We start from the raw sequence: 23,289 nt of genomic DNA, 5'->3' as shown, positions 1-23,289 counted from the left end.
CAGTGCTCGGAATAAAACAAAAACAAACGAACGAGGCTCCGCGCATGAGTACGCCCATCGTCCCTACGCTCAAGGGACAATGCATCGCCGAATTTCTCGGCACTGCCCTTCTTATCTTCTTCGGTACTGGCTGCGTCGCAGCGCTCAAGCTCGGCGGTGCCGACCTGGGGTTGTGGGAAATCAGCATCATCTGGGGCATCGGCGTTTCGATGGCGGTGTACCTTGCCGCCGGCGTCTCCGGTGCCCACCTGAACCCGGCCGTGACCATCGCATTGTGGCTGTTCGGCACATTCGAGCGGCACCGCGTTCCGGCCTACATCCTGGCGCAGGTGGCCGGCGCCTTCTGTTCTGCGGCGCTGGTCTACGGGCTGTACAGCAGTCTGTTTTTCGATTTCGAACAGGCCCAGCAAATGGTTCGCGGCAGTGTCGAGAGCCTCGAACTCGCATCGATCTTCTCGACCTACCCCCACGCCTCCTTGTCGTTCGGCCAGGCGTTTCTGGTGGAGGTCGTCATCACCGCCATTCTGCTGGCGATGATCATGGCCATCACCGACGACGGCAACGGCCTGCCCAGCGGCCCGCTCGCACCTTTGCTGATCGGCCTGCTGATCGCCGTGATCGGCGGTGCAATGGGACCGCTGACCGGCTTCGCGATGAATCCCGCACGGGATTTCGGGCCTAAACTGATGACCTTCTTTGCCGGCTGGGGTGATGTGGCCTTCACTGGCGGGCGAGACATTCCGTATTTCCTGGTCCCGATCTTCGCCCCGATTCTCGGCGCCTGCCTCGGCGCTGCAGGGTACAAGGCACTCATCTGCCGGCACTTGCCGGGCGTTGGATCGGCCGCCTGCGATGCACCAAAACCCAAGGAAAAGGCCTCTGCCGAAATGGGCTCCGCCCAGCCCGATATCAGCAAAGTTCGCTAAGGAAACGACGCCATGAGCAATCAGAACAAGCAATTCATCGTCGCCCTCGACCAGGGCACTACCAGCTCCCGCGCTATCGTGCTGGACCGCAACGCCAACGTGGTGACCATCGCTCAGCGCGAATTCGCACAGATCTACCCGCAACCGAGCTGGGTCGAGCACGACCCCATGGAAATCTGGGCGACCCAGAGCGGTGTGTTCGTCGAAGCCCTGGCCCAGGCCGGCATCACCAACGAGCAGGTGGCGGCCATCGGTATCACCAACCAGCGCGAGACCGCCATCGTCTGGGACAAGATCACCGGCCGGCCGATCTACAACGCCATCGTCTGGCAGAGCCGCCAGAGCACGCCGATCTGCGACCAGCTCAAGCGCGACGGCATGGAAGATCACATCCGCAAGACTACGGGCCTGGTGATCGACCCCTACTTCTCCGGTACCAAGATCAAGTGGATTCTCGACCACGTCGAGGGCAGCCGTGAGCGCGCCCGCCGCGGCGAACTGCTGTTCGGCACCGTCGATTGCTGGCTGATCTGGAAGATGACCCAGGGCAAGGCCCACGTCACCGACTACACCAACGCCTCACGGACCATGCTGTTCGACATCCACAAGCTGGACTGGGACCCAGTGATGCTGGAAACCCTGGATATCCCACGCGAGATGCTGCCGGATGTGCGCTCGTCCTCCGAGGTTTATGGTCACGCCTACCTTGGCTCGGGCCAGAGCACCGGCATCCCCATCGCCGGTATCGCCGGGGACCAGCAAGCCGCTCTGTTCGGCCAGATGTGCGTCGAGCCAGGCCAGGCGAAGAACACCTACGGCACCGGCTGTTTCCTGCTGATGAACACCGGCACCAAGGCGGTGCAATCCGAACATGGCCTGCTGACGACCATCGCCTGCGGACCGCGTGGCGAAGTGAACTACGCGCTGGAAGGCGCCATCTTCAATGGCGGCTCGACCGTGCAGTGGTTGCGCGACGAGCTCAAGGTGCTCAACGAGTCGCTGGATTCGGAATACTTCGCCACCAAAGTGCCGGACAGCAACGGCATTTACCTGGTGCCGGCGTTCACCGGCCTTGGCGCGCCCTATTGGGACCCGCGTGCCCGTGGCGCACTGTTCGGCCTGACCCGCGGGGTCAAGGTCGACCACCTGATCCGAGCAGCATTGGAATCCATCGCCTACCAGACTCGCGACGTGCTCGATGCCATGCAGCAGGACGCCGGCGAGCGCCTGCGCGCCCTGCGCGTGGACGGCGGCGCGGTAGCCAACAACTTCCTCATGCAGTTCCAGGCCGATATGCTCGGTACTCAGGTTGAACGCCCGCAGATGAAGGAAACCACGGCGCTCGGCGCGGCCTACCTGGCCGGACTGGCGACCGGTTTCTGGAGCGACCTCGACGAGTTGCGCAGCAAGAGCAGCATCGAGCGGGTGTTCGAACCGGCGTGCGGAAGTGAACAGCGCGAAGCGCTCTATCGCGGCTGGCAGAAGGCGGTCGACCGTACGCGCAACTGGGCCGAAGACTGACCTGACGAACAACAGGCCTGCCTCTGGAGGTTTTGGAGGCAGGCCTGGCATGTGCGAATTCGAACAGGCAGCGCTTTAATCGAACGCCAGACTACGGCATGCTTCCCGCACAACAGCGAACAAGGAAGCCTCATGAGCCTGGCGCCCCGACAGCAGAACATTCTGGAACTCGTGCGCGAGCGCGGCTATGTGAGCATCGACGAGCTGGCACGGCATTTCGCCGTCACGCCGCAAACCATCCGCCGCGACATCAACCAGCTCGGCGACGCCGGCCTGCTGCGGCGCTACCACGGCGGCGCGGCCTACGATTCCAGCGTGCAGAACACCGCCTACAGCCAGCGCGCGCACCAGATGCGCGACGAGAAACTGCGTATCGCCGCCGCCATGGCCGCGCGCATCCCCGACCAGGCTTCGCTGTTCATCAATATCGGCACCACCACCGAGGCGATCGCCCGCGCCCTGCTCAACCACCGTGACCTGAAGATCATCACCAATGATCTGCACGTGGCGAGCATTCTCAGCACCAAGGAAGACTTCGATGTGCTGATCGCCGGCGGCAACGTGCGCAGCGACGGCGGCGTGGTGGGCCAGGCCACCGCCGATTTCATCAGCCAGTTCAAGGTCGATTTCGCCCTGATCGGCATCAGCGGTATCGACGAGGACGGCACCCTGCTCGACTTCGATTATCAGGAAGTGCGCGTCTCCCAGGCGATCATCCATAACGCGCGCAAGGTCTTCCTCGCCGCGGACTCCAGCAAATTCGGCCGCAGCGCCATGACGCGCCTGGGCTCGCTGGAACAGATCGACTGCCTGTTCACCGACTCGGCACCGTCGGAGGTGTTCGCCGAGCTGCTGGCCCGCCACAAAGTGCAGCTGGAAATCGCCGAGTAGTTGGGCGGCAGTTCGTTTCGCAGACAACTCCGCTCCGATAGTTAAGACAGAACGCTCGTAACGAATTCGATCCCTTGCGGGCAGGCGAACTCTGACGGCGGCCGGGACGACACCAGCACAACAGTCGAAACAGCGGCAATCAATCAGAAACCCAGCGTTCGAATATTTTCTTTTTTATCTATTTTCGAACATTTTTTCTTTCGCACGGATTCTTTTGCGAATAGCATGTTCAAAACCGAACATGACCTTTCGTTTTCGAGGAGAAGCCCGTGCCCCATTCCGCCCAGCCCGTCTCCGAGCTCTATGACGTCGCCGTGATCGGCGGCGGTATCAATGGCGTCGGTATCGCTGCCGATGCAGCTGGTCGCGGGCTGTCGGTGTTCCTTTGCGAACGCGACGATCTGGCCAGCCATACGTCGTCGGCCAGCAGCAAGCTCATTCACGGAGGCCTGCGCTATCTGGAGCACTACGAATTCCGCCTCGTCCGCGAGGCGCTGGCCGAGCGTGAAGTGCTGCTGGCCAAGGCGCCGCATATCGTCAAGCCGATGCGCTTCGTGCTGCCCCACCGCCCTCACCTGCGCCCGGCGTGGATGATCCGCGCCGGCCTGTTCCTCTACGACAACCTGGGCATGCGCAAGAAGCTGCCGGCATCGCGGGGTTTGCGTTTCGGAAGTGATAGCCCGCTCAAGCCGGCGATCACCCGCGGCTTCGAATACTCCGACTGCTGGGTCGACGACGCGCGGCTGGTGGTGCTCAACGCCATGGCGGCGCGGGAGAAAGGCGCGCATATCCATACCCGCACCCAGTGCCTGAGTGCCAAACGTGCTGGCGGCATCTGGCATGTCGAGCTGCAGCGCGAGGACGGCAGCCGCTTCTCACTAAAGGCCAAGGCACTGGTCAATGCGGCCGGTCCCTGGGTCGCACAGTTCATCGACGAAAACCTGCAGCAGCGCTCACCCTATGGCATACGCCTGATTCAGGGCAGCCACATCATCGTGCCCAAGCTGTATGAAGGTGAGCAGGCCTACATCATGCAGAACGAGGATCGGCGCATCGTTTTCGCCATCCCCTATCTGGACCGTTACACCATGATCGGCACCACTGATCGCGAGTACCGTGGCGACCCGGCCAAGGTGAGCATCAGCGAGGAAGAGGTCGCCTACGTATTGGGAGTGGCCAACACGCACTTTCGCGAGCAACTCGAGCCCCGCGACATCGTGCATACCTTCGCCGGCGTCCGGCCGCTATGCGACGACGAATCGGATAACCCGTCCGCGGTTACCCGAGACTACACCCTGTCGCTGGCGGCGGACGAAAAACAGGCACCGCTGCTTTCGGTGTTCGGCGGCAAGCTGACCACCTACCGCAAGCTCGCCGAGTCGGCGATGGCGCAGCTCAAGCCGTTCTTCCCGGCTATGGGTGAAAGCTGGACGGCGCTGGCGGCACTGCCTGGCGGTGAAGGCATGAGCACGGCCGATGCACTCACCGAAGAGCTGGTGGCCAAGGTACAGGGGCTGAAACTGCCGCTGGCCAAGCGCTGGGCAACCCTCTACGGCAATCGGGTATGGCGCATGCTGGGCGAAGCGCGCTCGCTCGATGCACTGGGCGAAGACCTCGGCCAGCAGCTGTATGCGCAGGAAGTCGACTACCTGCGGCGCGAAGAGTGGGCAACCCAGGTGGATGACATCCTCTGGCGGCGTACCAAACTCGGGCTGGCCTTCAGCGAGCCGGAAAAGGCTCGCCTGCAGCGTTACCTGACAGAGCGCCCGGTCAAAGAAACCACGCGCAGCAGCGACGCAGCCTGAGGCAGCCGCTCAGCCCTGCGCCGCGAGCTGCTGATTGATACGGGCGACGCTGGCGGCGATGCGTTGCTCGACATCCTGCATCTGCTCGTTCTGTTGCAGCAGCGGCACGCAGAGATTCAGTGCGGTGAGCACCAGCAGCTTGTCGCCCGTGGCGTTGGGAAACTGCCGCTGGCTGTCGGCCAGATGCTGCTGCAGCAAGGCCGCCGCCTCCTGCAGCAGAGCATCCTGGCTGGGCGGCGCGCGGAACGAGTATTCGCGGCCGAATACCCTGAGCACCTGAACGCCATCCGCCGTCATGCGGCGCTACTGCCAGCTGCACGCTCCACCAGCGCCTGCAGCCGCGCCAGGGTAGCGCCCTGCCTGTCTTCCTGCTCCAGCGCAGCCAGTTGCAGATTGTCGTTTTCCTCACGTGCCTGCTGCAGCTGCTGCTCGAGCAAGACACAGTGCTCGCTCAGGCTCTGGTTGCGCTGCAGCAGATCGTTGATGACGTTTTCAAGTTGCGCAAGGGTGGTATCAAGCATGGAGCGTTTTCCGGGTCCGATGAAAAAGCGCGCGAGAGTACCCGAAAAGAAGGTCACCGGGGGCCTTCATTAAGCCTTCAATGCCACGCGGTCCGGTCGCCAATGCCACCGGTTTGCGGTAGCCTCGGCAGCCTATTTGAAGAGGAGAGTCCCCATGGCACGCGCTACCGCCCGCCACATCCTGGTTTCCACCGAAGCCAAGTGCAACGAACTGAAAGCCGCTATCGAAGGCGGTGCCGACTTCGCCGAGGTCGCCAAGGAAAACTCCAGCTGCCCTTCCAGCCGTCAGGGCGGCGACCTGGGTTCATTCGGCCCGGGTCAGATGGTCAAGGAATTCGACACCGTCGTATTCAGCGCCCCGCTCAATCAGGTGCAAGGCCCGGTGAAGACCCAGTTCGGCTATCACCTGCTGGAAGTGACCAGCCGTCAGGACTGATTACCCCCAGTCCCCGCCCCTCATGGGCGGGGATGCCCTAGCGCCGGACAGGCGCCCTCCGCCAGCATTGCCCTCCCGCGATTCACGCCGACCTGATCACGCCTCGAGACGGAAACGCCCGGTCAGCGCCTTGAGGCCTTTCATGCTCTGCATGATGGTATTGCCTGACGTCGCCGTGTCCTGAGTGACACCAGCGGCCTGGTCAGCAACCTGGGCGATGCGTGTCAGCGACTGGTTCATGTCCTCGGCCACCTGTGACTGCTCCTCGGCCGCCGTGGCGATCTGATTGGTCATGCCGCGAATGGTCTGCACCGCACCGACGATCTGCCCCAGCGCATGCTGCGCCGCTTCAATCTGGGTGAGCGTCACCGAGCTGCTCTGACGCGACGCATCCATGGCCGTACCCGCGCGGGTGGCCTGGCTCTGCAAGCGCTCGACCAGCACGCTTACCTCCTTGGCCGAGCTCTGCGTGCGGCTGGCCAGGCTGCGGACTTCGTCGGCAACAACCGCGAAACCGCGGCCCTGCTCGCCAGCACGCGCCGCCTCGATGGCCGCATTCAGCGCCAGCAGGTTGGTCTGCTCGGCAATCCCGCTGATCACGTTCAGCACCTTGCCGATCTCGTGACTGTCCTGCACCAGCTGCTGCATCACATCGGACAGGCTGTCGACATGACCGCTCAAGGTGCGGATGGCGCCGACCGACTCATTCATCACCGCGCTGCCAGAGTTGGTCTCCTGCTCAGCGACATCTGCGGCATTGGCGGCCTCGACCGTGCTGCGCGCGACTTCCTGGGAGGTGGCGAGCATTTCGTTCATGGCGGTAGCGACCTGATCGATCTCGGCTTGCTGCCCCTCGACGTTGCGGGCGCTGTCCCCGGCCAGATTCGCCATGCGCACGCATTGGCCATCGGCTTCGTCAGCGGCCAGACGCACACCGCGGATCATCTCTCCAACCTGCCCCAGCAGGCGGTTGTACGCCAGGGTGATCATGCCCATCTCGTCATCGGCGTGCCGCACCTGCAGCGGCGCGGAAAAGTCGCCCTGGCTGACCCTCTCCAGACGCCCCCGCAGCTCGTCGATCTGCAGCATCAGCCAGTTCATTCCAGCGATCCGTCCCAGCACGACCATCAGCAGGATGCACAGGGTCGAACCCAGGGCGACCCAGAGCTGCTGCGACGCGCTGCGGTTGGCTTCAGCGGAAATCAGCAGCACCACTTCGTTGGAAGCGGCAAGGATGTCGTTTGAGTCGGTGGCAATGGCGTTCACGTCAGCGCTCTGACCTGCGGCCAGTGCCTGTACGGCGGGCCGATAACGCTGCCAGATCTGATCGACGCGCTGCAGGTGCGGTTGTGCACTGGTCAGCTCCACCGGTGCGATGCCCTGGGCGCGGTCGCCGTTGAGCAGCAGCCGATGCGACTGCTCGAAGCGTTGGATGGTCTTGTCGACGGCGGTCTTGTCACCGACGCCCTGCGCCGCCAGCAGCGCTTCCTTCATCATCTTCTGGCTGAGCATGCGCTGGGCTCCGGCCATGTCGATCTGGCTGGCGTCCTTGGCGGACATGAACAGCACAGCGGCGGTCAGGGCCGCACACAGGAAGATCAGGCTGTAGGAGAAGAAGAACTGATGGTTGATGGTGCGCAGACCCAGTCCGCGCAAAAGGGACTGAATGACGTTCGCCAAGGTGCTGGTCATGGGGGTATCCACTACAGGGAGAGAAAGCGATGCCAGCGTCGAATGGCGTCGCAGCTAACACTGTTCTCGGCGGCGCCAGGGGCAACTTGATACCGTTTATCAACTATCTGCAAGCCTCGCCATTGCTGGCTTTGCGCGCCTTTTTTGGCGCTCACGCAACGCAGCCCCACGCACTGACGCAGATCAACGAAACGGCACTTGCGCACCTGTTTTTTTGGCTCGGTCACGACGCAACGTCTATGGTCAGGTAACGCGGGGCAACTCGCATAAAACACCGAACAAACGAGGGTCTGCGCATGTTTCACGTATCGCGCCGAGGCGAAAACCGCATCGATATCGACTTCTCCGGCAAATTGGACAGTCAGGCCATGCGCGCTGCGCTGGATGACCTGCTGTTCAAATCCGAAGGCATCAGCCATGGCCGCATGCTCTATCGCATCGGCGACTTCGACCTGCCTACGCTCGGCGCCGTCGGCGTGGAGCTGTCACGGCTTCCGCACCTGTTCCGCTTCATACGCCGTTTCGACCGCTGCGCGGTGGTCGCCGGCAAGGAATGGCTGCGCAAGGCCAGTGAGGTGGAAGGCGCGCTGATCCCCGGGCTGACCATCAAGGCCTTCGACCTGCACCAGGAAGCCGAAGCCAGCGCCTGGCTGGAGCACGGCTGAGGGGCCACGCCAGGCCGACAATTACCCGACCTGCGGGAGCGAATGGTCTGTCCTGGGTTGCTGTCGAATATGGACATCAACAGTCAGGAGAACGGACATGGGACTTTTCGATACGATCAAGGCCAAGCTCGGCCTGGGTGATGCTTCCAACGAGGCGCAACACAAGGCTGATGCACCACCAGCCGACGCTACCCGCTCGAGCGCCGAGGGCATCACGCTGGGAGAAAGGCCCACCGCCACCGACAACGCGACTATCGCGCCGCACCAGGACTTGAATCAGTCATCAGCCACGGCGAGTGGCGTGGATGTGGTGGCACAACTGGAAGCCAAGGCGGCGGCGCACCCGGAAGCGCTGAACTGGCGCACCTCGATCGTCGATCTGCTGAAGTTGCTCGGGCTGGACAGCAGCCTGGAAGCACGCCGGGAGCTTGCTACGGAACTAGGCTGCCCGCCGGCAGAGATGGCGGACTCGGCGCAGATGAACATGTGGCTGCACCGGGCGGTGATGAAGAAGCTTGCCGAAAATGGCGGCAGGATTCCGCCGGAATTGCTGCACTAGATGTGTGAAGGGCCTTCCGAGGAAGGCCCTTGCTTACGGCTTATGAATTGCGGACCTGCTCGTCCGCGAGGAAGTCTTCCTCCAAGAGCGCGTCACGCTCGGCCACCGCGCCATCGATCATCTGCGGCTGGGCTCCGGAGCGCTTGCTACGCAACTTGCCGAACTGGTGAGCGAGCGCATTGTTCAGCTTGTCCACCGCGCCGTCGATCGCCAACTCCAGCGATTCGGCCTTGTGGGTGACGGAGATCGGCTGCAGCCCCTTCGGCCGCGCTTCGATCTGGCAGCGCTTGTCATGGGCGCCGGCCTTGTCACCGTTTTCGTCGTTGAGGTGCACGACGACGCGCGTCAGCTCGTCGTCGAACCGGTCCAGCCTGCTTGCGACACTGGCACTGACCCAATCAGCCAGACGGGCACTGCCTTCGATGTGGTTATCGCTGTGAACCTGGATTTGCATAAGTCGTCCTTACTTCCGCTTATGAGCACCACCGTTTCCGGTGGCTTGGTGATAGCTATGCCACCGTTTCACTTATTAAGCAACGGGCAAAATGCCGCCGACGCAGTCCTGCCCGTCAGCACTTTTCGCTTTGCTATCCGAAACTTAGCCGGTTCGCCGGCGTTCCTGCCGCAAACGGTACAGATTCGTGCGCTGGCAACTGCGAAGCGAATTGTGTGTGCAGGAACGAAGAACCGCACGCTCACTCGGCGCGCTCAAGGCATGCGTCGGACGATGGACATCCGACGCATGAAAAGACGCTTCGAGCAGTGCTAGGCGGCCTTCTGGAACAGCTCGCGGCCGTGATCGAGATGCTGATCGACCAGCCACTTGCCATGGGCGATGGACAGTCGCTGGGCCTTTTCCAGCTCGTCCATGAACGCATGCTCGAGCGGTAGCGGCATACGGCGAGTCACGTGCCCGGCGGGATCGGTAATCCGGCAACCGCCAGCCCAGGGTGTCGGAGTGCCGGGATATTCCATCACCTCGGCGGTGATGAGGTGGTCGCGGTGGGTGCATTGCATCATGGTCATGATCGTTACCTCGCTTCTATGCGGGCAGCCATCAGATCACGCAGGTTGGCTCAGGCTGATGGGCCGCCGATTGTTTCCCCCCTGATGAACAGGGCCGTTTCGCCGGCCCCAGCGCGTCAGAACGGTATAGCACAGGCTGCCCGACTCGGGCCTGGCAGTACACGGTCGACTGACGAACGCGCAACGCCTCAGCCATCCAGCGAAGGGCCGATCAGCTCGGCCAGCTGTCGATACACGCCGGGCGCCGCCACCAGATAGGGGTTACCCCTGAGCAGCCCATCGTTGCGGAAGAAATCGTTGCGCAGCCCGCCCGCCTCGGCCACCAGCACCAGCCCGGCCAGGCAATCCCAGCTCTTGAGTTCGGTCTCGTAGTAACCGATCAATCGCCCTGCGGCGACGTAAGCCGTCATCAGCGCGCCGGAGCCATTGCGGATGAACATGCCGCCTTCGGCCAGCAGCTTTTCCAGAAACGGAATGAAATGCTCCTTGCCGCGCGGATGAAAGGTGCCCGCGCCGGTCAGGCCATCACGCACATGGCTGGCGGCGCTGGCCGTGATGGGTGTCTCGTTGACATAGGCGCCGCGGCCGAGACAGCCATGGAAGAGTTCGTCATGGTTGGGGTCGGCGATCGCGCCGATGTGGGGTTCCCCGTCGATCAGCAGCCCGATGGAAACGCACCAGTTGTGCAGACCGTTGACGAAACAGGCAGTGCCGTCGATGGGATCGATCACCCACACACAGCGGGCCTTGAGGTCGGCCGAGCCGCTTTCCTCGCCGAGAAAGCCGTCCTGCGGGAAGCGCTCGGCCAGGCGTGCGCGAATGAAGTCTTCGATGTTTTTGTCGGCGATGCTGACCACATCCTGCCGGTCGTTGCCCTTGTGCTCGACATCCAGCGTCTCGCGTTGCCGATAGAAATCCATGCCGAGCTGCGCGGCTTCCAGCGCGAGGCTCTTGGCACAGGCGTAGCGGGCATCGATATCGAGGTCTTGCTGGGTCGACTCGCTCATGATCGGTTCCTGAAACAAAAGCGGCATTCTAGTGGACTGTTTGGTGAGTTGGTTGAGGCAAGTTCGGATGATCAGGGCTCCCTGCGACGAGTCATAGCGGGGCTATGGCAAGGAGCAGCAACGCTGTATCGGGGCCATGGGCGCCGAAATTGACCAACTGAACTTGCCAAACAGGCCACTCGACATGCACCTGTTGCAGCACGAGCGATGCCGGGAATCGACTGGGCAAGACGATGAATGACATGGGTCCACCCAGGGCGCCCAAAAGCCCAATTTCCCCACGCCACTCGCCTTCAATACGGACGCGACGAATCGATACACGTGCGGTCCTAATCTGCGAGCCACGGCTCATCATTCACGCAGACAGGAGATCCCCATGGGCTTGTTCAACTCGATACTGGAAAAGATCGGCCTCGGCCAGGCACATGCCGCACCCGACAGCACAGCGCCCACCACACCACCTGAGGCCTCCACAGGCGGTGCCGGCGCCCCCACGGGCCCTGCAGTGGACCAGGTGGACGTCGCGGCCAAGCTCGACGGCATGGCGCAGAATCACCCGGAGAAACTCAACTGGCGCACGTCCATCGTCGACCTGCTGAAGTTGCTCAGCCTGGACAGCAGCCTCACCGCGCGCAAGGAACTGGCTACCGAGCTGGGTTGCCCGGCTGACAAGATGGGGGATTCGGCGCAGATGAACATATGGTTGCACAAGGCGGTGCTGAACAAACTGGCCGAGAATGGCGGCAACGTACCAGCCGATCTGCTGGACTGATCTGCCTCGAGGGGCGACAGGCGAGCTGCAGCGATTGCGGCAGCTCGCGCTGGTGATCAATGCTCGTGCATGCGCACATTCAGCTCGTCGACAATCGGCGCCCACTCCGCATCCTCGATCCACTCATCGCGCAGCAACGCGCGCTGCGACTCGTTCCAGACCGGCGCATCGGCCAGCCGAACGTCTTCCGGCAGGTGCCCATGCTTGCCGATGAATGCATCGATACTCGCCGGGTCTGACGCCAGCCCCAGCTGCTCGAACAGAGTACCGAGGTCTTTGTTGGGTAGTTCCATGATGTTCTCCTTAGGCTCGTCAACAGGCTGAAAGGCGCGTCGCGCGTTCCGCTACTTGCCTATTCAGAGACTCTGCGGCTGACTACAGTTCCGCCTGGACCGATGAGGAATGACTGCATGGACATCCTGCTCTGCGGCAGCTTCGACGATAACGAGCGCGACGCCTGGCTCGCAGAGCTGCAGCGCGCCTTGCCGCAAGCCCGCTGGCACCTGTCCGCGACGGCGGAGAACGCGGGACTGATCACCGCGGCGGTGGTCGCGAACCCACCCGCGGGATTGCTGCAAGGCTTGCCAAACCTGCGGCTGATCCAGTCGCTCTGGGCCGGCGTGGACCGCCTGCTCAGCGACCCGAGCCTGCCGGACGTGCCGGTGGCACGCATGGTCGACCCGACCATGAGCGCGGCCATGGCCGAAACCGCGTTGTGGGCGACGCTCTCGCTGCATCGGGGTTTCTACGATTACGCCCGGCAGCAGCACGCCTGCGATTGGCGGCAACTGCCGCAGCGGCGGGCTGACGAAATCCAGGTGACGCTGCTGGGCATGGGCCAGATGGGCCGGACATGTGCCCAGCGCTTGGTCACCCAGGGCTACCGCGTGACCGGCTGGAAGCTTCGCAGCGGCGCTGCCGAGGGCGTCGCGCTGGAGCACGGCATGGATGCCCTCTGGCCGCTGCTGGCATGCAGCGACATCGTCATCAACCTGCTGCCACTGACGCCACAGACTGGCGATCTGCTGGACCGGCGTTTCTTCGAAGCTCTGCGCCCCGGCGCCGGGCTGGTCAACCTCGCACGGGGCGGGCACCTGGTCGAGGCTGATCTGCTGCAGGCGCTCGAATGTGGCCAGGTCGGCCATGCGGTGCTCGACGTGTTTCGCAGCGAGCCGCTGCCGGCAGAGCATCCGTTCTGGAAGCATCCACAGGTGACCGTGCTGCCCCACATCGCAGCCGCAACGGACATGCGCAGCGCGGCCCGGATCGTCGCCGTTAACCTGCAAGCGCTGCGTGACGGCGAGCCGCTGCATGATCTGGTGGAGCGCAGCCGCGGCTACTGAGCGCGACTGCGACAACCGGACATAAGCAAGCGGCTCAATCCTGGCTGAGCGCGCCGATCCGGTGGATGGAAAGATCCGCGCCGTTGAACTCTTCCTCCTGGCTCAGGCGAATACCGGTGGTCAGCTTGAGCAGGCCGTAGACGCCGAAGCCGCCGAGCAGCGCCACCAGCATGCCCATGCCGCTGCCGATCACCTGACTGATCAGGCTCACGCCGCCCAGACCGCCCAGCGCGGACTGGCCGAAGATGCCGCAGGCCACCCCGCCCCAGATCCCGCACAGGCCGTGCAGTGGCCAGACACCCAGCACATCATCGATCTTCCAGCGATTCTGCGTAGCAGTGAACGTCCAGACGAACAGTGCGCCGGCGATCACACCAGTAGCCAGTGCGCCGACCGGATGCATCAGATCGGAGCCGGCACAGACCGCCACCAGGCCAGCCAGCGGGCCGTTGTGCAGGAAGCCCGGGTCGTTGCGCCCGGCGAGCCATGCCGCTGCAGTGCCCCCAACCATCGCCATCAACGAATTCACCGCAACCAGCCCGCTGATACCCTCGATGGTCTGCGCGCTCATGACGTTGAAGCCGAACCAGCCGACGATGAGAATCCACGATCCCAAAGCGAGGAAAGGAATGTTCGACGGCGCGAAGGCCACCAGCCTGCCATCCCGGTAGCGACCGTTGCGCCGCCCCAGCAGCACTACCGCGCCGAACGCCAGCCAGCCGCCCATGGCGTGCACCACCACGGAGCCGGCGAAGTCATGGAAGGATGCACCGAACTGGTGCTCGAGCCAGCCCTGGAAGCCGAAATTGCCGTTCCAGATAAGGCCCTCGAAGAACGGATAGACGAACGCGACGATCAGCAGTGTGGCGCACAGCTGCGGGCCGAACCGCGCGCGCTCGGCGATACCGCCGGAGATGATCGCCGGAATGGCCGCGGCGAAGGTCAGCAGGAAGAAGAACTTCACCAGCGCGTAGCCGTGGTCCACCACCAGCTGGCCGGCCGGCTGCATGAAGGTCACGCCATAGGCGACCCAGTAGCCGATGAAGAAATACGCCAGGGTCGACACTGCGAAGTCGGTGATGATCTTCGATAACGCGTTGACCTGATTCTTCAGACGTACCGTACCGACTTCGAGAAAGGCGAAGCCGGCGTGCATGGCCAGCACCATCACCGCGCCCATCAGGATGAACAGGGTATTCGAACCGTGGACCAGGGTTTCCACGGCGCTGTTGAGGTTTTCCATGGGTCACTACAGCCTCAGCGGATAAATCGCACCAAAACGGTTACCTCCGCCAGACGCATGCACCGAGATGCATCAACGCGTCATGTCGGGCCACCGTCACCTGCAGCCGGAGCTTGCTTGCAGCGAGACGCTGAAGCGCCATGAAACCTTTGATATCAACAGGTTAAGGAAACTACCGGAAATCCGTCATGCGCCATTGCGGGGCCCGCACGACGACTGCTGCACCAAGCAAAAGCAAGGCGCGTACCAAGCACAGCGGCAGTTCTGGTGCAGCGCACCCTCAGAGGGCGGAAAGGGCCCGATACTCGTCCTGAGCCAGTTGGTCGGTCATGCCGCTGATGTAGTCCTGCAGCATCCGGTTGCGGTAGTAGAACTCCCACAGAGGCCAATCCGCCGATTGCTCAGCATGCTCCTTGAGCGCTTCGTGGTAGGCCTTGATCAGCTGGTTGGGCAGGCGTCGAGCCAGCATCTGCAGGTGAGGTTCGCTGCGGCAGGTGCCGAGGCTGAGTGCATCGAACACGGTGGCCGGCACGCGCAGCAGCGGCGCATAGAAGTCGAGCAGGCCCTGGAGAATGCGATAGCCCTGCAGTTGCAACGTTTCCACCTCGCGGTGGCAGAACACGTGCTCCATCGCGACATCCTTGAAGGTCTGCACGATGGCGTTGGGCAGGCTGTCGTCCTCCAGCAACGCGCGATCCAGGGTGCCGTGATAAACCGCGTCGATGTTGTCGATGAACTGCCGCGCAGCGTGCTGCACCAGCGGGTGGATCATGTTCACCCGCAGCCAGATGAAGAACTCGCCGGCCTTGTTGATCGGCTCCTTCTGTGCGCGTTCCAGCGCATAGTTGACCATGCCCCGGAAACTGCGCTCCGGACCCGGCACCGGGGCATCGACCGAACCATGCAGCGCGAACTTGGCGAGCAGCAGCTGCGCCAGCTGTTCGATGCTGAAGATGCCCTTCTCCACCGAATCCTCGATGTCGGCAAGGCAATAGGCGATGTCGTCGGCGGCCTCCATCACGTAGGCCAGCGGGTGACGCGTGCACGGCTGCAGATCGAGCGCCGCCTGCAGCGCACGCACGAAGGGTTCCTCGGACAGATAGAAGCCGGGCTTCTTCAGCAGGTAGGCGCCTGGGGTGCCCTTCGCGGGCTTGGCCTGATAGGCCGGACGGACGTACTTGAGCAGTCCGGCGGTCTGCGTATAGGTCAGGTTGAGGCGTTGCAGCGAGACCACCAGGCGAACCGCCTGGGCATTGCCTTCGAAGTGCTTGAGATCGACCAGCATCCGTTTGCGCAGCTCGGCATCGCCCTGCCCCGGCGTCACGGCGGCCGTGAACAGCGCGTCGAGATTGCGCTCGAACCACTCGCCGATGGCGTACTCGCCGAAATGGCCGAACGGCGGATTGCCGATATCGTGCATCAGGCAGGTCATCTCGACCAGGCTCTGCAACGCCGGCTCGAGTCCGTCCAGGCCGAACTCCGCGGCGCGGTGGCCGAGCTGCTTGTACAGGGTGCGAACGATGAAGCGGCCGGTCTGCTGCACTTCCAGCGAATGGGTGAGGCGGCTGCGCACCGCGGCATTGCGCTCCAGCGGAAACACCTGCGTCTTCTGCTGCAGGCGGCGCACCGCGGCCGAGTTGATGATGCGCCCGCGATCGCTCTCCAGCTGGTCCAGCACGGCGTCGAGGCTGCCATCGCTGGCCCGCAGGCCCGCTTCGGCCTTGCCATAGGGGCGCTGGCGGGAGATTTTGTGCTTGAAGTTCATGGACACCGGCATGCATCGTTCTCGCGGCGCAAAAAGAATAGCCATCGAGCCTAACGCGAGCGTTCCGGGTTTACCATCGCTGCCCCTTTCATCGCCGAGTACGGCGACGGAGACGATTCGTGAGTCGAGCAGATTTTCATCAGAACAATGCCGAGCGCGCCCGCGCCGAAGCCCAACGCCTGCTGGACCAGCAAGCGGCCCTCGGCTCGCGCTGGCTGGCCTGGGTTGCCACCGAGCTGTATCAGCTCAGCCCACCGGAATACACCGCCATGGTCCGCCGCGAACTGGAGCAGCTCAACCGAGCACAGCAGCCGTGACCCAGCAGGCGCCACGCACCGCGCTCGGAGCCTGGACCGTCGACGGCCCATTGCTGTGCCGTCAGTTTTCGCCGCTGCCGGATAGTCGCAGAGCCACCGCCATGGACAAGCAAGCCAGCGACGGCCCGCTGTGGCTGGGCCTGGATGGCCTGCAGGGTGATCGGATCGCCGATCGGCGTTTTCATGGCGGGCCGGATCGCAGCCTCTGCCACTACCCGACCCAGCATTATCAGTATTGGTCGCAGCGCTTCCCGCCGCTGCGCGCGCGGCTTGGTCGCGGCGCCTTCGGTGAGAACCTAGGTAGCCAGGCGCTGGACGAAGAGCAGGTATGCATCGGCGATCTTCTTCGCTGGGGCACCGCGCTGATCGAGATCAGCCAGCCGCGCTCGCCCTGCATCAGGCTGGACAACCGTCACGGTGTGCGTGGCCTGGCACGGGAGCTGTCGGCGAGCGGCCGCACCGGCTGGCTCTACCGGACCATCGAGCCAGGCACCGTGCGTCCTGGCGACACGTTGCAGTTGCTCGAGCGCCCGCACCCACAGATCAACGTCGCGCACCTGTGGCGCTGCTTTCTCGATCAGAACCTGACTGAAGACAGCCTGCAGCAACTGGCGAAGCTGTCGCGTCTGGCCATGCATTATCGGGCGATCTTCCGCCAGCGTTACGACGCCATTCGCGCCCAGCGCGACCAGCACAGCCTGTTCGACTGATAACTAGGGGTTGTTCCCGTTTCGTGCGCGGCAGCGGCAAATGGCGCCATGTGGCGTTGCGGGACTTGGCAAGGGAACTACCATTACCTGCTTCCCGCGCCTGCGGAACGCCGCCCGGCCATTGCGCTATTTGGCGCAGCAACGCGGCTTGCGACGAAACGGGAACAGACCCTAAGCAAAGCAGTACGTGCAATGCAGCCCAGCAGTGCCATACTGCAGCGGTCATGGAAGACACAGGCCGGAAACAGGCTTCGCTCCAGCAGCGACAGTCAGGCCTTCGCACATCAGGACATGTCCAGCCAGCAATCAGAGGTGAACACCATGAGCAAGGGAATGGACGCAAAGAAGAACGGCAAGAAAAAGCCGATGAAAACGGCGCAAGAAAAACGGATGGCCAAGCGCGACAAGAAGAGTGGCTCGGGCACTACGCTGCTCGGCGCCCACGCCGCCACCCATTGAGCCTTATCGCTGCGACGCCCGGTCTGATGCCGGGCGTTTCAGACCCTGGCCAGACGCAACCGACCGAACAACCAGCTACCGCAAACATTCACCCCCAGGCCGAGCATCACCAGCAACGCCCCACCCAATTGCAGCGTCCCCAGCCGCTCGCCCAGCAACACGCTGGCTGACGTCAGCCCGACCACCGGCACCAGCAGCGAGAACGGGGCCACCTGGCTCGCCGGGTAACGCGACAGCAAGCGACTCCACAGGCCATAGCCGAGAATCGTCGCGCCGAATGCCAGATAGGCCAGCACCAGAATCGTCTGCCAACCAATGCCGCGCAGCGCCGCCTCGATCACCGCCGGCCCCTCGAGCCATAGCGACAGCGCCAGGAATGGCAGCGGCGGCACCAGACTGCCCCATACCACCAGCCCGACCAGGTTCACCTTGCCGACCTTGCGCGTGACAATGTTGCCCAGCGCCCACATCGACGCCGCGCAGATGGTCAGCACGAAACCGCCCAGGGTCATGCCCAGGCCGGTCTGCGCGCCGATCATCGCCAGACCGCAGGCCGCGATGACCAGTCCCAGCAAGTTGGCTACGCGCAATCGCTCGCTGAGAAACAGCGCTGCGAAGAACAGCGTGAAGAACGCTTGCGACTGCAGCACCAACGAGGCCAGTCCGGCCGGCATGCCATGTTTCATCGCGGTGAACAGAAAGGCGAACTGCCCGAGCGAGATGGTCAGCCCATAGGCCAGCATCCAGCGCAACGGCACCTGCGGACGCTTGATGAAGAACACCGCCGGCACGGCCGCCAGCATGAAACGCAACGCACCCAGCAGCATCGGCGGCACGTCGTGCAGGCCGACCATGATCACCACGAAGTTCATGCCCCAGACGACGATGACGACCAGCGCGAGCAGCAGATCCCGAGGCGACATGGCGACGCACCCTGTTGCGTAAAAGATGCATTAAAGATGCCGCTTCGGGTGAGCGCTCCATACAGTGATCGCCAAAATGAGCGGCACAGTGCGGAGCAACCGCCCATCGCCCTGGCACGGGCAGCACCGCCACCGGCGACGCAAGGCCGGAATACGCTATAGAATCCGCGCCTGACTTCATCACTTCAGACGGGGACGAGCATGGGCGCACAGTGGAAAGCGAAGCATAAGGAAGCGGCGGCGAACGCCAAGGGCAGGATCTTCGGAAAGCTGTCGAAGGAAATCATGATCGCAGCCCGCAGCGGTGCCGACCCCGACATGAATCCGCGCCTGCGCCTGGTCGTCGAACAGGCGAAGAAGGCCTCGATGCCCAAGGACACCCTGGAGCGCGCCATCAAGAAAGGCGCAGGCCTCAACGGTGAGGTGGTCCACTACGAACGCACACTCTACGAAGGCTTCGCGCCGCATCAGGTGCCACTGATCGTCGAGTGCCTGACCGACAACGTCAACCGCACCGTTGCCGAAATCCGCGTGCTGTTCCGCAAAGGCCAGTTGGGCTCCTCCGGCTCGGTGAGCTGGGACTTCGACCACGTCGGCATGATCGAAGTCGCGCCTGAAGGCGACGCCGATGCCGAAATGGCCGCGATCGAGGCCGGTGCGCAGGATTTCGAAGCAGCCGACGAAGGCAGCACGCTGTTCATCACCGAACCCACCGATCTCGACGCCGTGTGCAAGGCGCTGCCGGAATTCGGCTTTACCGTGCAGTCCGCGCAACTGGGCTATCGTCCGAAGAATCCGGTCAGCCTGTCCGGTGCCGAACTGGAAGAAGTCGAAGCCTTCCTCGAGGCCATCGACGCCCACGATGACGTGCAGAACGTCTACGTCGGCTTGGCGGGCTGACAGCCATCGACTTTACTTGGGGCTGTTCCCGCACGTGGCGATGCCGACGCGGGGGTGGGCCCTGACGAACAACGAACCCGGCGAGCATTCACCATGAGCAGCAGCAAACCGACCACGCCCTACAGTCAGCGCGAACAAGGCTATCGGGAAAAAGCACTGAAGATGTATCCCTGGGTCTGCGGTCGTTGCGCGCGGGAATTTTCCGGCAAGCGCCTGAGCGAGTTGACGGTCCACCACAAGGACCACAACCACGACAACAACCCCGAGGATGGCTCGAACTGGGAGCTGCTCTGCCTGTACTGCCACGACAACGAGCATTCCCGCTACACCGACAACCAGTACCAAGCCGAAGCCAGGCCGGGCAGCGACCTGGGCCCGAAGGAAACCTTCAAGGCCTTCGCCAACCTGGCCGATCTGCTCAAGGGCAAGCAGGACTGATCGGCCAGACCGGCATTCAGCTCACTTGACCAAGAGCACCGGGACCGATACCTCATGGATCACCCGGTTCGCCACCGAGCCCATCAGCATCCCGGTGAAGCTGCCCAGACCACGGGTGCCCATCACCACCGTGTCGCAGCCCAGCCGCTTGACCGCGTCGTTGACCTGCTCGGCAACATTGCCCAGCAGCGCATGGGTTTCGCAGCTCAGGCCGCCGGCCTGCAACACGGCTGCCGCTTCGTCGAGCACGGAGCGCGCCTTGGCCATCAGGCCGTTGTTGAGTTCATCGATCATCGCCGACGTCACGTATTCGCCGTAGATGATCGGTTCGTGCTGAACGTTGACCACATGCACCTGTAGCGCGATCCCGGTATCCCGCGCCAGATCGACGACATACTGCAGGGCGCGCTTGGCGTTGTCCGAACCATCGTATGCAACCAGAAGCCTGCGCATTTCCTGTCTCCGCTGTTGTGTGGACCTTCAGCTTAGACCAGCTGCCTGCGCGTTGCGGGCGCTGCTCGCACTTGTTTTGATCTGGCACAAGCGCGCATCATCTCGCGCCCTTTCAACGAGCCAGAGACGAGTCTGATGAACCCCAATCAAGGTCTCGCGTTCGGCGTCGGCGACGCCTCGTTCCGGGCAGCCGGCGGCGAACCGGGCCTGCAACAGCTGGTCGCGGACTTCTACCAGGTGATGGACCTGGCGCCAGAAGCCGCGGGCGTTCGTGCAATGTATCCGGCAGACGTGAGCGACGCCCGGGACCGGCTGGCGAGCTTTCTGAGCGGCTGGCTGGGTGGCCCGAAGCGATACGCAGAGAAGTATGGCGGCATCAGCATTCCGCAGTTCCATACCCGCTGGCAGGTCGGCGAAGCCGAACGCGATGCCTGGCTGTTCTGCATGCAACAGGCCATCGCCCGTCAGCCATTCACGCCGGAATTCGCCGAGTACCTGCTACGGCAGCTGCGCGTCCCCGCCGAGCGCATCCGTCAGGTGCAGGCAGTCTGCCCGATGCGTCCGGGCCGGAGCTGAAGCGCCCTCCCCGCCAGAGTCTGCAATGTCATTCCTTTAAGACGTGGCGCTGCAACGTCCATAGGCGCGCCTGATCGATTAATCCGCTGGGCAGGAGAACCGAGCCACTCACCTTGCGTCATACAGACAAGGGCGGCCGTCGTGGCGGCAGCGTTCATCCGTCGAAACCGAGCTGGCTCGTTCCATGAAAATCCGCTTCGCGTCCATCAACCCGCAGAAGATCCTCGAGGTTTGCGAGATTCTCCAGCCCAGCGGAATCGAGGTGAAGCCCTTCCCCATCCGTATCGAGGAGCTGCGTACCGAGGACCTGCACCAGCTGGTCAGCGACAAGCTGCTGGTCGCCTTCAAGATGATCGGTAAACCGGTCTTCGTCGAACACACCGGGCTTTTCATCAACAGCCTCAACGGCTTTCCCGGCGGGCTGACGCAGATCTTCTGGGACCGACTGCAGGCCGAGCGATTCTCGGAGCTGATCGGGCGGCTGGACGATCCGGCCGCCGAGGCGCGGACCCTGATCGGCTATTGCGACGGTCGCAAACGGCATTTCTTCGAAGGCGTGGTCGCCGGGCGCATCGCACCGTCGCCAGCCGGGCATGGCGGCTTCGAATGGGACGACGTATTCATTCCCGAAGGCCAGACCCAGACGTTCGCGCAGCTGGGCACGCAAAAGAACGGCCTTTCCATGCGCCGGCGCGCACTCGACGCCTTCGTCGCCTATCTGCGGGAGTCCTGAGCAACCATGGACCAGCTCCGCGAAGCGTACCGGAACAATCGCCTGATCCTTTTTGTCGGTTCCGGCGTATCCGCCAACATTGGCTTGCCGCCGTGGAAGGAGCTGATCGACGAGATCGCCGTGCAGCTCGACTACGACCCGGAGGTGTTCAACACCTACGGCAATTTCCTCGCCCTGGCCGAGTACTACCGGATCAAGAAAGGCAGCATCGGCCCGCTGCGCAGCTGGATGGACCGCGAGTGGCATCGCAACATCGAAATACGTGACTCGGAAATTCATCGGCTGATCGTTCGTGGCCGTTTTCCGGCGATCTATACCACCAACTATGACCGTTGGCTGGAGTACGCCCATGACGCCCATGCGGTGGACTACATCAAGATCGCCAACGCCAGTGACCTTACCAAGGCCCGTGATGGCATCAGGCAGATCGTCAAGTTCCACGGTGACTTCGATGATGACGCCTCGATCGTGCTTGACGAGACCAGCTACTACCAGCGCCTGCAGTTCGAAACGCCGCTGGATATCAAGTTACGCGCCGACACATTGAGCAAGGCCGTTCTGTTTATCGGATACAGTCTTTCCGATACTAATATACGTCTGCTATTTCACAAGCTGTCGAAGATATGGAACGAACACGAGACGCTCGGTGTCCGGCCCATTTCATATGTGTTCTCACACAAGCCGAACCCGGTTCAGGAAGAAGTGTTGAGACAATGGGGCATTCGCATGATTGCATCGGAAGACGATGAACCCGGCGTTGCGCTGAAGAACTTCCTGCAGCAACTGGTTGAAACCTGAGAGTCTTTTTCCAAAAACAAGCGAAGCGGCATTAAAACAAGCGAAACGGCACTTTTACGAAGACACAGGCAATTTAGCATGCGCGATGTCGGGCGACATCGCGCATGTCCTGATCAGTAGTTGAAGCCAACACCGATGCTGTAGAGGAACACTCCGTCATCATATCGATCCTGTGCATCGCTGCCGCTCTTGAACAGGAACTGATATTCCGCCATCGCGGTAATGAACGTCTTGTCCTGAACCCAGTACTTGAAGCCGACTTCCGGCCCCGCCATGAACGTCTCGTCTACCCGGTCACCGTAGACACCACCAATGCTCGCACCGATGAAAGGCCGTGCCTTGCCGGTGCCGAAGTGATAGTCATAGAAGACGCGAGTCGAGCCATCGAACTTGACACTTTCTCCCTCGGTATCACGCGCATTGACAGTCTGCCGGACACCCCAGAGAGAAGATTCGCTTAAATACTGACCCCAACTTCCCTGTACGGAAAAAACAGTATCGTCAAAGTCCTTGTCGCTGCTTCCTGCACCACCCAATGTGATTTCCTTGTCACCGGTCATGGGAGCCGCACCGGCAACAGCCGGAAGCATGGCGGCAACCATTAAGGAAGTTTTGAAAAGTCGATTCATGACGGCACCTCTGCTTTTGTGCTTGTTATGAAATACGCAATAGCAATGCGTATTCCTGAGACAAGCATGTAAACCCTGAGACTGCTCAAAGGAATCGACGAATGACCGGATTTTCATGCAAAACAATAGAAAAAAGCGTCAATTCGATGATTTTTATAAAATTAGCCTAGAACGCGATACT

At 62.5% G+C, this 23,289-nt stretch carries 29 protein-coding genes; 17 read left to right on the top strand and 12 right to left on the bottom strand.

What is annotated here, in order from left to right:
- Positions 1-44 precede the first annotated feature (44 nt).
- From LW136_RS08940 to glpD, 4 genes are all read left to right on the top strand, one after another.
- Positions 45-926 (top strand): MIP/aquaporin family protein, encoded by an 882-nt coding sequence (locus LW136_RS08940; RefSeq protein ID WP_044314141.1) that lies wholly within the window; start codon positions 45-47, stop codon positions 924-926.
- A 12-nt stretch (positions 927-938) separates the two neighbouring features.
- The gene (glpK, locus tag LW136_RS08935) at positions 939-2,447 is read left to right on the top strand and encodes a glycerol kinase GlpK (protein WP_042928053.1); all 1,509 of its coding nucleotides are present in this window, start codon (positions 939-941) and stop codon (positions 2,445-2,447) included.
- A gap of 132 nt (positions 2,448-2,579) precedes the next feature.
- On the top strand, positions 2,580-3,338 hold the full coding sequence (locus tag LW136_RS08930; protein WP_041013582.1) for a DeoR family transcriptional regulator: 759 nt from the start codon (positions 2,580-2,582) through the stop codon (positions 3,336-3,338).
- Positions 3,339-3,607: 269 nt separating this feature from the next.
- A complete protein-coding gene (gene glpD / locus LW136_RS08925; RefSeq protein ID WP_234174995.1) occupies positions 3,608-5,143 on the top strand; it encodes a glycerol-3-phosphate dehydrogenase in 1,536 nt (511 codons plus the stop codon).
- 9 nt (positions 5,144-5,152) lie between these two features.
- Here glpD and LW136_RS08920 read toward each other — a convergent pair whose 3' ends face one another.
- Together LW136_RS08920 and LW136_RS08915 are read right to left on the bottom strand one after the other, a co-directional pair.
- Positions 5,153-5,440 carry a cell division protein ZapA gene (locus LW136_RS08920; RefSeq protein WP_023443783.1) on the bottom strand — a complete coding sequence of 96 codons (288 nt, stop codon included), beginning with the start codon at positions 5,438-5,440 and terminating at the stop codon, positions 5,153-5,155.
- Entirely contained in the window at positions 5,437-5,664 is a 228-nt protein-coding gene (locus LW136_RS08915) for a hypothetical protein (RefSeq protein WP_234174994.1), read from the bottom strand. The genes LW136_RS08920 and LW136_RS08915 overlap by 4 nt, the downstream gene beginning before the upstream one ends.
- Before the next feature lie 154 nt (positions 5,665-5,818).
- Between LW136_RS08915 and LW136_RS08910 the strand changes: the two genes are divergently transcribed.
- Positions 5,819-6,100, top strand: coding sequence for a peptidylprolyl isomerase (locus tag LW136_RS08910; protein ID WP_014819951.1), 282 nt, complete (start codon positions 5,819-5,821; stop codon positions 6,098-6,100).
- 96 nt (positions 6,101-6,196) lie between these two features.
- Here the strand turns inward: LW136_RS08910 and LW136_RS08905 are convergent, their stop codons facing one another.
- A complete protein-coding gene (locus LW136_RS08905; RefSeq protein ID WP_234174993.1) occupies positions 6,197-7,792 on the bottom strand; it encodes a methyl-accepting chemotaxis protein in 1,596 nt (531 codons plus the stop codon).
- Between the two features lie 296 nt (positions 7,793-8,088).
- On the opposite strand from LW136_RS08905, the gene LW136_RS08900 reads away from it, so the two are divergent.
- A complete protein-coding gene (locus LW136_RS08900) occupies positions 8,089-8,457 on the top strand; it encodes a SpoIIAA family protein (protein WP_003299292.1) in 369 nt (122 codons plus the stop codon).
- A gap of 97 nt (positions 8,458-8,554) precedes the next feature.
- The gene (locus LW136_RS08895) at positions 8,555-9,016 is read left to right on the top strand and encodes a DUF3597 domain-containing protein (RefSeq protein WP_014819949.1); all 462 of its coding nucleotides are present in this window, start codon (positions 8,555-8,557) and stop codon (positions 9,014-9,016) included.
- Positions 9,017-9,056: 40 nt separating this feature from the next.
- Here the strand turns inward: LW136_RS08895 and LW136_RS08890 are convergent, their stop codons facing one another.
- From LW136_RS08890 to LW136_RS08880, 3 genes are all read right to left on the bottom strand, one after another.
- Positions 9,057-9,470, bottom strand: a complete 414-nt coding sequence (locus LW136_RS08890) for an HPF/RaiA family ribosome-associated protein (RefSeq protein WP_014819948.1) — start codon at positions 9,468-9,470, stop codon at positions 9,057-9,059.
- A gap of 311 nt (positions 9,471-9,781) precedes the next feature.
- Positions 9,782-10,042 carry a hypothetical protein gene (locus LW136_RS08885; protein WP_014819947.1) on the bottom strand — a complete coding sequence of 87 codons (261 nt, stop codon included), beginning with the start codon at positions 10,040-10,042 and terminating at the stop codon, positions 9,782-9,784.
- A 188-nt stretch (positions 10,043-10,230) separates the two neighbouring features.
- Complete coding sequence (locus LW136_RS08880) at positions 10,231-11,049, bottom strand: inositol monophosphatase family protein (RefSeq protein ID WP_023443781.1); 819 nt, start codon at positions 11,047-11,049, stop codon at positions 10,231-10,233.
- 376 nt (positions 11,050-11,425) lie between these two features.
- On the opposite strand from LW136_RS08880, the gene LW136_RS08875 reads away from it, so the two are divergent.
- Positions 11,426-11,821, top strand: a complete 396-nt coding sequence (locus tag LW136_RS08875) for a DUF3597 domain-containing protein (protein WP_234174992.1) — start codon at positions 11,426-11,428, stop codon at positions 11,819-11,821.
- 56 nt (positions 11,822-11,877) lie between these two features.
- Here the strand turns inward: LW136_RS08875 and LW136_RS08870 are convergent, their stop codons facing one another.
- Complete coding sequence (locus tag LW136_RS08870) at positions 11,878-12,114, bottom strand: DUF2789 domain-containing protein (protein ID WP_179484489.1); 237 nt, start codon at positions 12,112-12,114, stop codon at positions 11,878-11,880.
- 117 nt (positions 12,115-12,231) lie between these two features.
- On the opposite strand from LW136_RS08870, the gene LW136_RS08865 reads away from it, so the two are divergent.
- A complete protein-coding gene (locus tag LW136_RS08865; RefSeq protein WP_179484490.1) occupies positions 12,232-13,164 on the top strand; it encodes a 2-hydroxyacid dehydrogenase in 933 nt (310 codons plus the stop codon).
- A 34-nt stretch (positions 13,165-13,198) separates the two neighbouring features.
- Here the strand turns inward: LW136_RS08865 and LW136_RS08860 are convergent, their stop codons facing one another.
- A complete protein-coding gene (locus LW136_RS08860; protein ID WP_191122076.1) occupies positions 13,199-14,407 on the bottom strand; it encodes an ammonium transporter in 1,209 nt (402 codons plus the stop codon).
- Between the two features lie 280 nt (positions 14,408-14,687).
- Positions 14,688-16,184 carry a dGTPase gene (gene dgt / locus LW136_RS08855; protein ID WP_234174991.1) on the bottom strand — a complete coding sequence of 499 codons (1,497 nt, stop codon included), beginning with the start codon at positions 16,182-16,184 and terminating at the stop codon, positions 14,688-14,690.
- Between the two features lie 107 nt (positions 16,185-16,291).
- On the opposite strand from dgt, the gene LW136_RS08850 reads away from it, so the two are divergent.
- The 3 genes from LW136_RS08850 to LW136_RS08840 all read left to right on the top strand — a co-directional run bounded on the left by LW136_RS08850 (position 16,292) and on the right by LW136_RS08840 (position 17,658).
- Positions 16,292-16,489, top strand: coding sequence for a hypothetical protein (locus LW136_RS08850; RefSeq protein WP_041013572.1), 198 nt, complete (start codon positions 16,292-16,294; stop codon positions 16,487-16,489).
- The gene (locus LW136_RS08845) at positions 16,486-17,199 is read left to right on the top strand and encodes an MOSC domain-containing protein (RefSeq protein ID WP_234174990.1); all 714 of its coding nucleotides are present in this window, start codon (positions 16,486-16,488) and stop codon (positions 17,197-17,199) included. The genes LW136_RS08850 and LW136_RS08845 overlap by 4 nt, the downstream gene beginning before the upstream one ends.
- 321 nt (positions 17,200-17,520) lie before the next feature.
- A complete protein-coding gene (locus tag LW136_RS08840; RefSeq protein ID WP_156924007.1) occupies positions 17,521-17,658 on the top strand; it encodes a hypothetical protein in 138 nt (45 codons plus the stop codon).
- Between the two features lie 38 nt (positions 17,659-17,696).
- On the opposite strand, the gene LW136_RS08835 is transcribed toward LW136_RS08840, so the two are convergent.
- The gene (locus LW136_RS08835; protein ID WP_234174989.1) at positions 17,697-18,581 is read right to left on the bottom strand and encodes an EamA family transporter; all 885 of its coding nucleotides are present in this window, start codon (positions 18,579-18,581) and stop codon (positions 17,697-17,699) included.
- Positions 18,582-18,782: 201 nt separating this feature from the next.
- On the opposite strand from LW136_RS08835, the gene LW136_RS08830 reads away from it, so the two are divergent.
- On the top strand, positions 18,783-19,481 hold the full coding sequence (locus tag LW136_RS08830) for a YebC/PmpR family DNA-binding transcriptional regulator (protein WP_234174988.1): 699 nt from the start codon (positions 18,783-18,785) through the stop codon (positions 19,479-19,481).
- Positions 19,482-19,574: 93 nt separating this feature from the next.
- Positions 19,575-19,919, top strand: coding sequence for a YajD family HNH nuclease (locus tag LW136_RS08825; RefSeq protein WP_003299313.1), 345 nt, complete (start codon positions 19,575-19,577; stop codon positions 19,917-19,919).
- 21 nt (positions 19,920-19,940) lie between these two features.
- On the opposite strand, the gene LW136_RS08820 is transcribed toward LW136_RS08825, so the two are convergent.
- Entirely contained in the window at positions 19,941-20,372 is a 432-nt protein-coding gene (locus LW136_RS08820) for a universal stress protein (protein WP_003299314.1), read from the bottom strand.
- A gap of 135 nt (positions 20,373-20,507) precedes the next feature.
- Between LW136_RS08820 and LW136_RS08815 the strand changes: the two genes are divergently transcribed.
- The 3 genes from LW136_RS08815 to LW136_RS08805 all read left to right on the top strand — a co-directional run bounded on the left by LW136_RS08815 (position 20,508) and on the right by LW136_RS08805 (position 22,479).
- Positions 20,508-20,948, top strand: a complete 441-nt coding sequence (locus tag LW136_RS08815; protein ID WP_234174987.1) for a group II truncated hemoglobin — start codon at positions 20,508-20,510, stop codon at positions 20,946-20,948.
- A gap of 184 nt (positions 20,949-21,132) precedes the next feature.
- Entirely contained in the window at positions 21,133-21,681 is a 549-nt protein-coding gene (locus tag LW136_RS08810; protein ID WP_042925699.1) for a non-canonical purine NTP pyrophosphatase, read from the top strand.
- A gap of 6 nt (positions 21,682-21,687) precedes the next feature.
- A complete protein-coding gene (locus LW136_RS08805) occupies positions 21,688-22,479 on the top strand; it encodes an SIR2 family protein (RefSeq protein WP_125862406.1) in 792 nt (263 codons plus the stop codon).
- A gap of 113 nt (positions 22,480-22,592) precedes the next feature.
- On the opposite strand, the gene LW136_RS08800 is transcribed toward LW136_RS08805, so the two are convergent.
- Positions 22,593-23,108, bottom strand: coding sequence for a hypothetical protein (locus tag LW136_RS08800; protein ID WP_014819933.1), 516 nt, complete (start codon positions 23,106-23,108; stop codon positions 22,593-22,595).
- Positions 23,109-23,289 lie beyond the last annotated feature (181 nt).

This window comes from Stutzerimonas kunmingensis, from assembly GCF_021432085.1.
Lineage (GTDB): Bacteria > Pseudomonadota > Gammaproteobacteria > Pseudomonadales > Pseudomonadaceae > Stutzerimonas.
The sequence above is the reverse complement of the archived record's forward strand: the minus strand, read 5'-3'. Positions and strand labels throughout refer to the sequence as shown.

What these genes read in the sequence shown, in the direction of transcription:
- LW136_RS08940 (WP_044314141.1), top strand. Translation starts at nt 45, where the DNA reads ATGAGTACGCCCATCGTCCCTACGCTCAAGGGACAATGCATCGCCGAA.
- glpK (WP_042928053.1), top strand. Translation starts at nt 939, where the DNA reads ATGAGCAATCAGAACAAGCAATTCATCGTCGCCCTCGACCAGGGCACT.
- LW136_RS08930 (WP_041013582.1), top strand. Translation starts at nt 2,580, where the DNA reads ATGAGCCTGGCGCCCCGACAGCAGAACATTCTGGAACTCGTGCGCGAG.
- LW136_RS08920 (WP_023443783.1), bottom strand. Translation starts at nt 5,440, where the DNA reads ATGACGGCGGATGGCGTTCAGGTGCTCAGGGTATTCGGCCGCGAATAC.
- LW136_RS08915 (WP_234174994.1), bottom strand. Translation starts at nt 5,664, where the DNA reads ATGCTTGATACCACCCTTGCGCAACTTGAAAACGTCATCAACGATCTG.
- LW136_RS08910 (WP_014819951.1), top strand. Translation starts at nt 5,819, where the DNA reads ATGGCACGCGCTACCGCCCGCCACATCCTGGTTTCCACCGAAGCCAAG.
- LW136_RS08905 (WP_234174993.1), bottom strand. Translation starts at nt 7,792, where the DNA reads ATGACCAGCACCTTGGCGAACGTCATTCAGTCCCTTTTGCGCGGACTG.
- LW136_RS08900 (WP_003299292.1), top strand. Translation starts at nt 8,089, where the DNA reads ATGTTTCACGTATCGCGCCGAGGCGAAAACCGCATCGATATCGACTTC.
- LW136_RS08895 (WP_014819949.1), top strand. Translation starts at nt 8,555, where the DNA reads ATGGGACTTTTCGATACGATCAAGGCCAAGCTCGGCCTGGGTGATGCT.
- LW136_RS08890 (WP_014819948.1), bottom strand. Translation starts at nt 9,470, where the DNA reads ATGCAAATCCAGGTTCACAGCGATAACCACATCGAAGGCAGTGCCCGT.
- LW136_RS08885 (WP_014819947.1), bottom strand. Translation starts at nt 10,042, where the DNA reads ATGACCATGATGCAATGCACCCACCGCGACCACCTCATCACCGCCGAG.
- LW136_RS08880 (WP_023443781.1), bottom strand. Translation starts at nt 11,049, where the DNA reads ATGAGCGAGTCGACCCAGCAAGACCTCGATATCGATGCCCGCTACGCC.
- LW136_RS08875 (WP_234174992.1), top strand. Translation starts at nt 11,426, where the DNA reads ATGGGCTTGTTCAACTCGATACTGGAAAAGATCGGCCTCGGCCAGGCA.
- LW136_RS08870 (WP_179484489.1), bottom strand. Translation starts at nt 12,114, where the DNA reads ATGGAACTACCCAACAAAGACCTCGGTACTCTGTTCGAGCAGCTGGGG.
- LW136_RS08865 (WP_179484490.1), top strand. Translation starts at nt 12,232, where the DNA reads ATGGACATCCTGCTCTGCGGCAGCTTCGACGATAACGAGCGCGACGCC.
- LW136_RS08860 (WP_191122076.1), bottom strand. Translation starts at nt 14,407, where the DNA reads ATGGAAAACCTCAACAGCGCCGTGGAAACCCTGGTCCACGGTTCGAAT.
- dgt (WP_234174991.1), bottom strand. Translation starts at nt 16,184, where the DNA reads ATGCCGGTGTCCATGAACTTCAAGCACAAAATCTCCCGCCAGCGCCCC.
- LW136_RS08840 (WP_156924007.1), top strand. Translation starts at nt 17,521, where the DNA reads ATGAGCAAGGGAATGGACGCAAAGAAGAACGGCAAGAAAAAGCCGATG.
- LW136_RS08835 (WP_234174989.1), bottom strand. Translation starts at nt 18,581, where the DNA reads ATGTCGCCTCGGGATCTGCTGCTCGCGCTGGTCGTCATCGTCGTCTGG.
- LW136_RS08830 (WP_234174988.1), top strand. Translation starts at nt 18,783, where the DNA reads ATGGGCGCACAGTGGAAAGCGAAGCATAAGGAAGCGGCGGCGAACGCC.
- LW136_RS08825 (WP_003299313.1), top strand. Translation starts at nt 19,575, where the DNA reads ATGAGCAGCAGCAAACCGACCACGCCCTACAGTCAGCGCGAACAAGGC.
- LW136_RS08820 (WP_003299314.1), bottom strand. Translation starts at nt 20,372, where the DNA reads ATGCGCAGGCTTCTGGTTGCATACGATGGTTCGGACAACGCCAAGCGC.
- LW136_RS08815 (WP_234174987.1), top strand. Translation starts at nt 20,508, where the DNA reads ATGAACCCCAATCAAGGTCTCGCGTTCGGCGTCGGCGACGCCTCGTTC.
- LW136_RS08810 (WP_042925699.1), top strand. Translation starts at nt 21,133, where the DNA reads ATGAAAATCCGCTTCGCGTCCATCAACCCGCAGAAGATCCTCGAGGTT.
- LW136_RS08805 (WP_125862406.1), top strand. Translation starts at nt 21,688, where the DNA reads ATGGACCAGCTCCGCGAAGCGTACCGGAACAATCGCCTGATCCTTTTT.
- LW136_RS08800 (WP_014819933.1), bottom strand. Translation starts at nt 23,108, where the DNA reads ATGAATCGACTTTTCAAAACTTCCTTAATGGTTGCCGCCATGCTTCCG.